Source organism: Planococcus massiliensis (assembly GCF_000821325.1).
Classification (GTDB): Bacteria; Bacillota; Bacilli; order Bacillales_A; family Planococcaceae; genus Planococcus; species Planococcus ruber.
On record NZ_CCXS01000001.1, the window covers coordinates 958,452 to 970,434 of the forward strand.

Annotated in this window: 11 protein-coding genes; all 11 read left to right on the plus strand. The window is 45.5% G+C overall.

The window, feature by feature from the left end; all coding sequences use genetic code 11:
• The first annotated feature begins 228 nt into the window (after positions 1-228).
• The 11 genes from BN1080_RS04670 (at position 229) to BN1080_RS04720 (ending at position 11,973) form a co-directional block, all read left to right on the plus strand.
• Positions 229-1,866, plus strand: a complete 1,638-nt coding sequence (locus tag BN1080_RS04670) for an ABC transporter substrate-binding protein (protein WP_052650780.1) — start codon at positions 229-231, stop codon at positions 1,864-1,866.
• 17 nt (positions 1,867-1,883) lie between these two features.
• Complete coding sequence (locus BN1080_RS04675; RefSeq protein ID WP_052650781.1) at positions 1,884-2,954, plus strand: M42 family metallopeptidase; 1,071 nt, start codon at positions 1,884-1,886, stop codon at positions 2,952-2,954.
• Positions 2,955-3,582: 628 nt separating this feature from the next.
• A complete protein-coding gene (locus tag BN1080_RS04685) occupies positions 3,583-3,789 on the plus strand; it encodes a hypothetical protein (RefSeq protein ID WP_052650783.1) in 207 nt (68 codons plus the stop codon).
• A 503-nt stretch (positions 3,790-4,292) separates the two neighbouring features.
• Positions 4,293-4,898 carry a competence protein ComK gene (locus BN1080_RS04690; protein WP_199876589.1) on the plus strand — a complete coding sequence of 202 codons (606 nt, stop codon included), beginning with the start codon at positions 4,293-4,295 and terminating at the stop codon, positions 4,896-4,898.
• A 91-nt stretch (positions 4,899-4,989) separates the two neighbouring features.
• The gene (locus BN1080_RS17445) at positions 4,990-5,124 is read left to right on the plus strand and encodes a hypothetical protein (RefSeq protein WP_267882904.1); all 135 of its coding nucleotides are present in this window, start codon (positions 4,990-4,992) and stop codon (positions 5,122-5,124) included.
• A 240-nt stretch (positions 5,125-5,364) separates the two neighbouring features.
• Positions 5,365-6,957: a PucR family transcriptional regulator gene (locus tag BN1080_RS04695; protein ID WP_052650785.1), complete on the plus strand. Its 1,593-nt coding sequence runs from the start codon at positions 5,365-5,367 to the stop codon at positions 6,955-6,957.
• 127 nt (positions 6,958-7,084) lie between these two features.
• Positions 7,085-7,732: an aspartate/glutamate racemase family protein gene (locus BN1080_RS04700; protein ID WP_052650786.1), complete on the plus strand. Its 648-nt coding sequence runs from the start codon at positions 7,085-7,087 to the stop codon at positions 7,730-7,732.
• Positions 7,729-9,291 (plus strand): OPT/YSL family transporter, encoded by a 1,563-nt coding sequence (locus BN1080_RS04705; protein WP_052650787.1) that lies wholly within the window; start codon positions 7,729-7,731, stop codon positions 9,289-9,291. Before BN1080_RS04700 ends, BN1080_RS04705 begins: the two co-directional genes overlap by 4 nt.
• Before the next feature lie 12 nt (positions 9,292-9,303).
• The gene (locus BN1080_RS04710) at positions 9,304-10,353 is read left to right on the plus strand and encodes a DUF917 domain-containing protein (protein WP_052650788.1); all 1,050 of its coding nucleotides are present in this window, start codon (positions 9,304-9,306) and stop codon (positions 10,351-10,353) included.
• A 13-nt stretch (positions 10,354-10,366) separates the two neighbouring features.
• Positions 10,367-11,308, plus strand: coding sequence for a DUF1177 domain-containing protein (locus tag BN1080_RS04715; RefSeq protein ID WP_052650789.1), 942 nt, complete (start codon positions 10,367-10,369; stop codon positions 11,306-11,308).
• Positions 11,305-11,973 (plus strand): AroM family protein, encoded by a 669-nt coding sequence (locus tag BN1080_RS04720; RefSeq protein WP_052650790.1) that lies wholly within the window; start codon positions 11,305-11,307, stop codon positions 11,971-11,973. Before BN1080_RS04715 ends, BN1080_RS04720 begins: the two co-directional genes overlap by 4 nt.
• Positions 11,974-11,983: the final 10 nt, after the last annotated feature.

Sequence of the window (11,983 nt, forward strand, 5' to 3'; positions counted from 1 at the left end):
ATACTGCATTTCGCTTTTCATAAGAAAGTGAACGATAGTATTCTTTAAGGTGAGAATATTCGCCTTTACTGTAATTAAAATGGAAAAGGTAGCGGAAGAAGGAAATAAGAATACGATTTACGAAAATATTTAATTCGAAAAACGAATTATTTTCAGAAAATATGTGGTTAATTATTCGTAATTATTGTATTATTATAAACATTCACAGCAAAGAAAGGGGCAGACAAGATGAAGAAAAGGGTACATAGTTCATTTTTAATCGGATTGATCTTGGTTTTATTGTTGGCGGCTTGTTCCGGAAATGACGGAGCGGGCGAATCGGACAGCGGTGGAGAGCCGGCTGAAGGAGATAAGAATGGCGGCACGCTGGTGTATGGCCGCGGTGCGGATTCGGTGGGACTGGATCCGATCAATGTGACGGACGGCGAGTCGATCCGGGTTACGCACAATGTGTTTGAGACTTTGCTTGAGTACGATCAGAATTTGGAGCTGCAGCCGAAGCTTGCGACGGAATATGAGTCGAGCGAAGATGGCTTGACGTGGACGTTCCAATTGCGTGAAGGCGTGAAGTTCCATGACGGCACGGATTTTAATGCGGATGCGGTGGTGTTCAACTTTGAACGCTGGATGGATCCGGAAAACCCGTACCACCAAGGGGATTTTGCTTACTATCCGTTCTTGTACGGCGGATTTAAAGGCGATGAGAATCATTTGATCGAATATGTGAAAGCGAATGGCGATTACGAGCTGGAGATTAAATTGAAGCGGAAAACCGCTCCTTTCTTGAGCTACCTGGCGATTTCAATGTTCGGGATTGCAAGTCCCGCTGCGATTGAGGAATACGGCGATACCTTAAATGAGCACCCGGTTGGAACTGGCCCGTTCAAGTTTGAAAGCTGGAACCGCAACGATACGATCACACTCGTGAAAAATGAAGACTATTGGATGGAAGGCAAACCGTATTTGGATAGCATCATCTACCGTGTCATCCCGGAAAACTCGGCGCGCTTGAATGCTTTGCAGACGGGTGAAATCGATGTCTTGGACGGCATGAATGCAGGCGATACGACGGTCGTGGAAGAGGCAGAAGGGTTTGAACTCTTGAAGCGTCCAAGTTTCAACATCGGCTACATGGCGTTCAATATGGAGAAAGAGCCGTTTGACGATCCATTGGTGAGACAGGCGATCAATATGGCGGTCGATAAAGAAGAAATCGTTGAAGCGTTCTATAGCGGACTCGCAGATACGGCGACAAGCCCGCTGCCTCCGTCACTTTGGAGCTATGACGACTCGTTAGAGAAGTATGATTATAACGTGGAAGAAGCGAAGAAATTATTGAAAGAAGCCGGCCTTGAAAATGGCTTCAAGACGAAGCTGTATACGATGAGCAACCCGCGCCCGTACTTGCCGGAGCCGATGAAGATTGCGGAAGCGATTCAAGCGGATCTAGCGGAAGTGGGCATCGAAGCGGAAATCGTCTCAATGGAATGGGCGACGTATTTGGATGATACGAGTGCCGGGAAGCACGACATGGCGCTTTACGGCTGGACCGGCGTTATGGCCGATCCGGACAACTTCCTGTACCCGAACTTGAGCAACACGAACATCAAGAAACCGGCGCAGAACATCGCGTTCTACGACAGCGAAGAGTTTACCGCGTTGATTACTGAAGCGCGCGAAACGATTGACCAGGATAAACGTACGGAGCTTTACAAACAAGCGCAGCAACTCTTCCAGAAAGACGCGCCGTGGATGATGCTCGCCTATACGACGCCGCCGCTTGCGCAGGCGGATTACGTGGAAGGCTATGAGCCGCATCCGATGAGCAATGATTTACTGACAGATGTGTACTTGACGAACAACTAAGAGCTTGGAGTGGTTTTGTGTATCAATTGTTGAAGGAATTATGCGAACTCGTTGGGCCGAGCGGATTTGAGCAGGACGTCCAGCGCTACATTTGGAATAAAGTCAAAGATCAGGTAGATTCAGTGGAAGTCGACGCGTTAGGCAATGTCATTGCGAAACTCAATGCGACGGATGCGAACATGCCGTCTGTCTTGCTTGCGGCGCATGCCGATGAAATCGGGTTTATTGTCAAAAAGGTTGAGCCGAACGGCACGCTTCGTTTTGAATTGCTGGGCGGATTCGACCCGCGCATTCTGCATGCGCAGCAGGTGAAGATCAAAGGGACGGCTGGCTACGTGGACGGTGTCATCGGGACACTTTCGACCCATTACATGAAATGGGACGACCCGAAACGCGTGGCGAACCACCGGGAGCTGTATATTGATATCGGTGCGGCAAATCCCGAAGAAGTAGCGGAGATGGGTGTGGCAGTCGGCCAGCCAATCAGCTACGGCGCTGAATTGAAACGGATCGGGCGCAATCGCGTCGTCGGGAAAGCGCTGGATGACCGGGCGGGCTGTGCGACGTTGATTGAGCTCATTTCGGTGTTGAAGGAGAGTACGGACCGCGCACACGGCGACGTCTACTGCGTCTTCACAGTGCAAGAGGAAGTCGGGCTCCGCGGCGCGTCCGTCTTGTCGCCGGCGTTCCAGCCGGACTTTGCGCTGGCAGTCGATACGACGCCGACGAGCGACACGTACGATGTGCTGATGACCGGCACGCGGACACTTGGTGCCGGCCCGTGCATCAAGATTGCGGACAAGTCGTTGATTGCGCATCCGCTTGTGACAGGGTTATTGGAGCGGGTGGCTGTGGAAAAAGAGATTCCTTATCAGAAGGAAATCTTCATGGGCATTGGCACCGATGCAGGCGCGATTCATATGACGGGAACCGGCGTTTCGTCCGGCGTCATTTCGATTCCGTCCCGCTATACGCATTCGCCGGTGGAGATTGCGGATCTGGGTGATTTGGAAAATGGCGTGAAGCTGGCAGCGGAATTTATTTTCCATGCTGGGGAATTAGTTGGAAAGGGCTTTTTGGATACGTGAGTAGATAGGAGAGCCGTTTCTGGAACCCATTTGGGTTTTGGGGACGGCTTTTTGTTGTGGGCTGGGGTTTACGGGTAATCCATACGACTTTTAGAGTAGCACTCCACAAAACCTAATTGCCCAAAACCGGCTTTCCGCTTTGCGAAAAGCGAAAAGGGCGAAGGACGGTGGAATTTGGTGCTGTTTGGTTGTGATTTTCCGGGGGAGGGGTGACTTCGTGGAGCGGAGGGGTAATTTCGGGTGTCTAAAGGGTGATTTCGCAAGCCGAAAGGGTGATTTCGAATGGAAATGGGGTGAATTCGGCGAATAAGGCAGGAGTTCATAGCGAGTACCGGATTCTGCAGCGTTTATTTATGTAGAATGGATCGAATGATGGGTAGCGTTAGGCTAATGCAAGAAGAACGTCGATTAGTGTCAGAAGAAATCGAAATAGTTCAAGTACAAATTGGAATAGTGCAAGTAGAAAAGGAAATAGTGTCGAAAGAAAACAAGTTAGTGTCGATTGAAGTTAACAATGAAGCAAGAGGGATTTCAACATGGAATAGAGTGAATTCACCTATTCTGCGATAAATCGGTAAACAAAAAGCCGTTCTTGCCGATAGTTCTTATGAAGAGTAGGAGGGATATTATGGAATTGGATTTTAGTCCGATGCAGCCGTTCATGGATGACTTGCTGATGAATCTATTGATTGTTATTGGATTGCCTTTAATTGGGGCGATCGTTTTAAAATACATTTTAGGAAAATTAAAGCTTTCGGATGATTTCGCCGGTGTTTTAGCATCTTTTGCCTTTTTGTATTTAGCCTATAAAACATTTATGACTATTGCTGTATAACAAAAAAATCCGGCACTTCTTTTAAAAAGAGGTGCCGGATCGCTTTATTATATAGAAGGATTTCTTAAAAAGAAGTAGAGATTTTCACAACATAAAACTTGGCTGAATTTATTCAAAAGAGCGGTATTTGTGAAAATAGAAGGCTCAAAACCGTACAATTTCTGTATAAAACCTAAAGTAATTTTTGGTATGAAAAATACTGAAAAATAAAGTTGTATAAAAATTAAAAATAGTTGCGCAATATCTCGAATTGCCTATATAATTATTTCAGAAATAGGAAATGATAGGAAGCTATGAGGTTTCGATTCCGTTGCTTCCTTGTATTTCCAGAAAGGGGTGGGAAGTGAAAGAGAAGAGGAAAACCGAAAGAAACCTCCGGGTGTGAAAGTCTGTGCGGACCATCACCCGGAGGCTGTTAGCTGGAGTATACCAACTACGTGTTAGTATACTCCTTTTTTATTGGATTGAAAAAGCATTTAATTCAAAAGGGGGAAATTGAAGAAATGAGAATGAATAGAGACTTCGCGATTACGCGGGAGACGATGATGATTTTGCCGAATTACACGAACGGGGAGCTGCGTTCGCTCGTCTGCAGAACAGACAAATATGTGGAAGTGGCCAAACCTCCGTATCAATTGATCGACTACAATTTGCTTTACCGTGGAACGAGTCTGCGCGGGGCGATGGAAGGATCGAATGATGTGTTGGGCAAAATCACCATGCACCCGATCATTATCGACTATGATCATGAAATTATTCTGTTTCCGTGCAAATCGCCGTTCCGGAAAGACTGTATCTGGTTTTCGCTGCGGCACGTTTATGCAACGGAAGGGTTGAAGAACAAGCAAACCCTTGTCACGTTGAGCAACGGCAGCACGATTGTCGTCGACATCAGCCTGGAGACGTTTGAAAATAAGCTGCGAAAAGCGTACGAGCTCCGTTTCAAAATGGATGTCCGGCGGGAACTGGGGCTGCTGGACGAGCTGGCGATGGACACGCCGTATCATTTATTCAAGGCAACGAATGGCGTCAACTATGAAGAGAAAGCGGGACTGACGCTGTCTTTTTCGACGAAAATGGATTATAAGAAATCGCGGTCGAAGAAATAAACTTTGGGCAAATAAATGAATGCCGGATTAAGTGCATAACCTCCTCCTGATCGGGTATTAGACGACCATACAAATTTCGGGAGGGATTAGCATGAATGAAAAAACTTCAGCTCCGGCAACATCGCGTCCGCTCGAAGAGTTTGTATGCAACGGCTGGGAAGCATCAGGTGATTGCGGCGGCAGTAATTGCCGGGGCCGGATCTTTGATATGGAATGCCGCTTTTAAGGGGCGGTATGGGGAATCTTTGTTTAGTGGTTTACAAGCAAATAAGAAATCTTAAAGTCCATTTCCGGAGAAGAGGCCTCTCTGGAAATGGATTTTTTAGATGGATTGAAAGGTTGGCCTTATTTGAACAAAATAAACAACTAGTCTGAATCTAGAAAGGGATGAGTATTAAATCGATTAACTATATATACTACTTTTTATATTCTGATAAAATTATATAAATATAGAGGAGGGGTTCCGATGATCATAGAAGAAGCCTTACGGATTGGGGAGCTGGCGAAAGGGGTTTTGATTGCTGGGAAAGCTGGAGGGTCCAGAGAAATAAGGTCGATTGAAGTGATGGAAGTGCCGGAAGTGGTTTCTTGGATTAATGAAGGGATTCTGGTGATGACTGCTTTTTACTCCATCAGTGAAAATCCAGACAAGCAGGTAGAGGTGCTTCGAACATTAATTGACAAGAAAGCAGCGGGAATTGTCATCAAAATCGGGAGGTTCGTGAATGAATTGCCGGAAGAAATGATTCGGCTAGCTGATGAATCTTCGTTTCCGATTATTGCTTTGCCTAAAAATGTGTCTTATATCAATGTATTAACGCCATTATATGAGCGGCTGTACGAAGAAAAGAAAATGAAAATCGACCAGTCGGCCAACCCGTTTAGTGAGTTTGATGATACTGATTTTCCTACGGTAAAGAAAGCACTTAACTTTTTAGAGAAACTGACAGACTCACCCGTGTATATCGAAGACATGGAAGGAAAGTTATTATATATATGCAATGGATTCCAGCCAGATAAGTGGCGTAATTCAGTATTATTGTTTTCGGAGCCTCGCTATGAACAGTACCCTAAAGTACTGGAACAATGGCGAATTGAATTTCAGACGAAGAAAATTATTGAATTCAAAATGGAGGGGCAGCGAAGCCGTTATATAATTCCGTTGGTTTCAAAAAACAATGTCTTTGGAACCCTCCATTTATTGCACAAGGGACAGACTGCCTTTGAGGCATTAACTTCCCATCACATTGCTCAAGTGGGCGTAAGCATGGCAGAACTGATACTGAAAGAACAGTTGAATTTTCAAAAAGATCGGATGCAGGATTTAGAAGCTTTAGAGAAGTTTACGAATGGAGAAAACAGCATCCAGCCAGATGAACGGGCGTTGGTGCTTTGCTTTAGGGGCCGGACAATGGATGCCAGCAATTACCCGGTGATGTCGCTGCTGGATTATTCCTGCCTGTGTCGGCACTGGCTTCAATTCTGTAGCAGAAAAGCGGAAAATGCCTCGACTCTCATTTTTGAAAAATATCAGCAGTATTATGCATTAATCGTCTGTAAAGAAGAACACTACCAAAAAATCATCCAGCAATGGATTGAAATTGCAGTGAAGAGCAACGAAGCATTTCCAGATAACGGCTTTCGGCTTGCTATCAGCCAGCCGTTTAACCATTCCAAGAAATTTAACGGCAATCTCCGTTCAGCTGTTAAAACCATGGAAATTGGATTGAAAATCCAGCCGAAAGAACCCGTTTATTCGCAAGACAAACTGGGCGTGTATGAAATACTTTTTCAATTGAATGAGGAACCTCAAGTGAGGAATTATATTGAATCGGTTCTTGGAGAAATCAGCCAGGCCGATAATGAATTATTTATTTCCTTGAAGACATATTTAGAGGAAAACGGAAACGTATCACGCACGGCGGAAAAACTATTTATCCATAGGCGGACGATGACCTATCGCCTCCAAAAAATTCAGGAACTGTTGATGATGGATTTAGATAATGCAGAACATCGGTTTATTTTACAGTTTTGCATCAAATTGAAAGAGTTAAACTAAAGGCGGACGATTCCGCCTTTTTGATTTGGTGAAAAAGTGAGCAATAGACAATTGAATACTTTTCCTATCTTTTGCATATAAATAAGTAGTGTCACTATTTATAATTTTTCAAAAGGGGGATGAAATCATGTTAGGGATTATACGTGTACTTACAACAGATAATGAAGAGGTCTTACAAGAACATGGGAAAAAAATCGAAGAAAAATCCTTCGCCAAGACGGTGACCCACTGTATCGGAAGTCAGCCGAATGGCATTTTTGACGATGCTTCTGAACGGGAAGCGATACCGAAAATAGTCGAGCTTGCGAAGGAAATGAGCAGAAAGTATAAATTGGATGCCATTACCATAAGCTGTGCTGCCGACCCGGCGTTGGAGGAAACAAGAGCGCAAGTCGATTTGCCGATACTTGGAGCGGGGGTCAGCGGTGCCCATGCTGCTGCAATGGTCGGCAGCAAAGTGGGGATCGTCGGCATCACAGATGAACCGCCAAGCAGGATGAAAGAAGAGCTTGGCCAGCGGTTTTTCAAGCATCGATTTTCATCAGAATTGCGGAAAACCACTGATTTATTTAATGACGGAGCGAAAGAAGAGTTATTGCGTATTGTAAAAAGTCTAATAGATGAAGGTGCAGATGTTATTTTATTCGCTTGTACAGGATTTTCGACCATTCGCTTAAAGGATTATTTGACTCTGCATATTAAAATCCCGGTTATCGATTTAGTTGAAGCGCAGGCTATCGCCTATCAATTGATAGGCAAGGAGGATTCTAAATGAAAAAAACCTTTGATTTGCCATTTATCTTATTTTCAATTGTGATTGCCGCTTTCGGGGCCATCATCGGGATGCAGTTGATTACTTCGCTTGGGATTACGCCGAATACTTCGATCATTGGAGCATTAATTGCGATGATGATTGCTCGAATTCCAATGCAGATGTTTTATAAATATCGTTCACTGGAAAACCAGAACTTGGTTCAGACGACCATTTCAGCAGCGACGTTCGGTGCGGCAAATAGTTTACTGATACCGATTGGACTGCCTTATGTCATGGGAATGCCGGAACTAATGGTTCCGATGCTAATCGGTGCAGGAATTGCCTTATTCATTGATGTATTCATTCTTTACAAAGTTTTCGATTCGAAATTATTTGGTTCAAATGAGCCTTGGCCGCCTGGAATCGCGACAGCCGAAGCTTTGAAAGCCGGAGATGAAGGCGGAACAAAAGCAAAGTACTTGGGTCTCGGGATTTTAGGGGGGATGATTGGTTCTCATTTCGGGATTGCGATGTCCGCTTTCGGAGTAGCTTTTATCGGAAACATTTGGGCGTTGGCGATGTTCGGCATCGGTTTATTGCTGCGAGGCTATTCTGTGCAATTATTTGGAATCGATTTGAACGAATTGTATATTCCTCATGGCATGATGATTGGCGCTGGGATTGTGGCCCTTTTGCAGTTCGTCATGACGTTGGTGCGGTCAAACAAAGAAAAAGTGAAACAGCATGTCGAAGGAGACCATGTCTATACACGTTCTGAAGCAGATGCGAAAAGAGGTTTCGGCATCGGTTTTGCGCTTTACCTTGGCGGTGCCGCTTTGGTGGCGGTCCTGGGCGGCATCGTAGCGGATATGCCGTTATGGCAAACGCTTTTGTTTGTCCTATTCGCAGCATTCGCAGCGCTTATCAGTGAAATCATCGTCGGAATTGCGGCAATGCATTCAGGCTGGTTCCCGGCCTTTGCCGTGACTTTGATCGCTTTGCTGATTGGAATGATGTTAGGCTTCCCGCCAGTGGCTTTAGCATTGTTAACAGGATTTACAGCAGCCACAGGTCCAGCATTTGCTGATTTAGGCTATGACTTCAAATCCGGTGTCATCATCCGTAAAGGCGCTGATATCGCCGCCGAACTGCACGGCCGACGCCAGCAATTGAAAAGTTCCCTGATCGGTTTTGCCGTCGCAGTGGCAATGGTCAGCCTCTTTGCCCAATCCTTTTTCGAGCAGGATCTCGTACCGCCGGTCGACCGTGTATATGCGGCAACTATTGAAGTGGGGTTGACGGGTGATATCGGCATGCTGTTGCTCCTATGGGCTATTCCAGGTGCCATCATTCAATTAATCGGCGGGCCGAAAAGGCAATTGGGAATCATGTTATCCACAGGTCTATTAATTGTCAATCCGATTGCCGGTTGGGCAGTAATAATCGGAATTCTTATCCGCATTACGATTTTGAAAGTCAAAGGGCCGGAAGCGGAAAATGCCATGTATACAACAGCAGCAGGATTTATCGCCGGAGATGCTATTTACAGCTTCTTTACGTCGATTTGGAAAGCAAGATAAGGGGGAGAAGAAATGGCAACCAAAATTTTAACGATTGAAGATGCAGTAAACGCGGTGTACGGAGGATGTATCCTTGGCGGTGGAGGTGGAGGCTGGATCAAAGACGGCCTTGAAAAAGCGGAACTGATTTTTGAATCGGGCTCTCCACACTTAGTATCAGTAGAAGAGCTGAATGATGATGATTTCATCGCGTGCGTTTCTCTTGTCGGAGCACCTTCCGCTAAAGAGCAGTTTGTGAGTGCTGAGCAAATGGTGGATACGGTGCTCCGTATGCAAAAGGAATTCCCTAAACCATTAAAAGCCTTGATGACAAACGAAAATGGTGCGGCAACAACGATTAACGGATGGCTGCAAGCTGCCATGACTGGATTGCCTTTTCTGGATGCGCCATGCAATGGGCGCGCTCATCCAACAGGTTCGATGGGATCGTTGAACTTATCGGAACTGGAAGGTTATGAATCGATCCAAACCTTTTCAGGTGGTGCCGGAGCGAAAAAAGTGGAAGGGGTCGTTACTGCTTCCCTTGATTTATCATCGAGTGCTATCCGCTCGCTATCCGTTCAAGCGGGGGGGATGGTTGGCGTATGTCGCAATCCGGTTGATGTTGCTTACATTAAAGAAAATGCCGCCATTGGCGGGATTACACAAGCTATTGAATTAGGAGCCGCATTCTTGGGAGCTCCTGAAGGGCCGGAGCGAATTGAAACGGCAGCTTCCTATTTGAAAGGACGCATCATCCATTCGGGCAAAGTAAGTAAATTTGAACTGAAAGCAATTAACGGCTTTGATGTCGGTTTTGTCCAAATTGACGATTTAGAACTGACCTTCTGGAATGAATATATGACCGTTGAAATGAATGGTGAACGCAGAGGGACTTTCCCGGATTTGATCATGACGTTTAATGCGGATACGGGAATGCCGATCGTCAGTGCAGAAATTGAAGATAATATGAATATCGCTGTAATCTCAGTGCCTAAGGAAAATTTGAAGTTAAGCTCTACAATGTTCAACTTAAAATTATTGAAAGCAATCGAACCGATCGTCGAAAAGAAAATCATCTAAGGGAGTGGAGCTCATGGCTTTAAAAGACACAATGGACGTCTTGGAACTATTGGACGATTCAAAAGCAAGCGGAAAAAATGTAGTGGAATTATTCAAAGACTTCGAATTTGCCGAAGCAACATACCAGACAGTTACAGGAGAAAAAGGGAACACAGACTTTGTGAAAATTCTTATTAAAGGAACGGAAGGTAAAGCGGATGGAGGAAATGCTCCTACTTTTGGAGTGGTCGGGAGATTAGGCGGGCTAGGTGCAAGGCCGGCACGAATCGGTTTTGTATCAGACGGCGATGGCGCAGCCGCCGCTGTAACCACTGCTTTGAAATTGGCGAAAATGTCTGTAAGAGGCGACCGGTTACCGGGAGATGTCTATATTACAACGCATATTTGTCCGGATGCGCCGACTCAGCCGCATGAACCTGTCGATTTCATGGGATCTCCCGTAGATATCTTAAGCATGAACAAGTACGAAGTATTGCCTGAAATGGAAGCTGTGCTGTCCATAGATACGACAAAAGGCAATAAAGTCATCAATCACCGGGGCATTGCCTTATCCCCGACTGTAAAATCGGGCTATATCCTGAAGTTCAATAATGAATTGCTACGCATCATGGAAATGACAACCGGCGAACTGCCTGTAACTTTTGCAGTGACGATGCAGGATATAACGCCATACGGTAATGATGTCTATCATATTAATAGCATCCTTCAGCCAGCTGTCGCAACCCAGGCCCCAGTGGTCGGCCTTGCGATAACGGCAAAATCAGCGGTTCCAGGGTCAGGAACAGGGGCAACGCATGAAGTGGATATTGCTCAGGCAGTCCGTTTTGCAATTGAAACGGCAAAAGAATTTACCCAAGGCCAGATTGATTTCTATGATAGGAATGAATTTAATCATCTTGAAAGCTTATACGGTTCTATGCGCCATCTCCAAACATACGGAGAAGCTGAATCATGACACGCTCAAAAGTTGGTGTTTTGACGATTGGACAGTCACCGCGTACTGATGTAACGCCTTCTATTCAGCGTATTTTAGGTGAGGGAGTTGGCATCATCGAAGCAGGAGGATTGGACATTTTAAAGGACGATGAAATGCATTTGGTTTCCCCGGGAACTGTAGACACGACCTATATCTCTAAATTAAGAAACGGCGCATCGATTAAAATTGGGAAATCGAAACTGTTGCCTTTGCTGCAAGATGAACTGAGTCGATTAGAAGAGCAAACAGAGGTCACAATCATGCTGTGTACGGGCGATTTCCCGAGCCTTACAGCTGCTAAGCCGATTATTTATCCGGATAAAATTTTAAATGCGACCGTACAATCTTTGATGGACAATGGTACGCTTGGACTGATTATCCCGTTGGAAGAACAACGGGGAAGCTTGTTGGAAAAATGGCATCAACCTAATATAGAACTGAAAACTGAAGTGGCTTCGCCCTATGAGGAAAGCGACATACGTGGAGCAGCTCAAAAACTGAAAGAACAGGGCGCTTCCGTCATTGTCATGGATTGCATGGGCTACAACGAATTTCATAAAGAAGAAGCGGTAAAAGGAAGCGGCTTGTCTGTCCTATTGCCGAGGACTTTAGTGGCTCGCATCGCTGCAGAATATTTAAGTTAGTAGATCCGGC

Coding starts and splice junctions, on each gene's coding strand:
- BN1080_RS04670 (WP_052650780.1), top strand. CDS start 229: ATGAAGAAAAGGGTACATAGTTCATTTTTAATCGGATTGATCTTGGTT.
- BN1080_RS04685 (WP_052650783.1), top strand. CDS start 3,583: ATGGAATTGGATTTTAGTCCGATGCAGCCGTTCATGGATGACTTGCTG.
- BN1080_RS04690 (WP_199876589.1), top strand. CDS start 4,293: ATGAGAATGAATAGAGACTTCGCGATTACGCGGGAGACGATGATGATT.
- BN1080_RS17445 (WP_267882904.1), top strand. CDS start 4,990: ATGAATGAAAAAACTTCAGCTCCGGCAACATCGCGTCCGCTCGAAGAG.
- BN1080_RS04695 (WP_052650785.1), top strand. CDS start 5,365: ATGATCATAGAAGAAGCCTTACGGATTGGGGAGCTGGCGAAAGGGGTT.
- BN1080_RS04700 (WP_052650786.1), top strand. CDS start 7,085: ATGTTAGGGATTATACGTGTACTTACAACAGATAATGAAGAGGTCTTA.
- BN1080_RS04705 (WP_052650787.1), top strand. CDS start 7,729: ATGAAAAAAACCTTTGATTTGCCATTTATCTTATTTTCAATTGTGATT.
- BN1080_RS04710 (WP_052650788.1), top strand. CDS start 9,304: ATGGCAACCAAAATTTTAACGATTGAAGATGCAGTAAACGCGGTGTAC.
- BN1080_RS04715 (WP_052650789.1), top strand. CDS start 10,367: ATGGCTTTAAAAGACACAATGGACGTCTTGGAACTATTGGACGATTCA.
- BN1080_RS04720 (WP_052650790.1), top strand. CDS start 11,305: ATGACACGCTCAAAAGTTGGTGTTTTGACGATTGGACAGTCACCGCGT.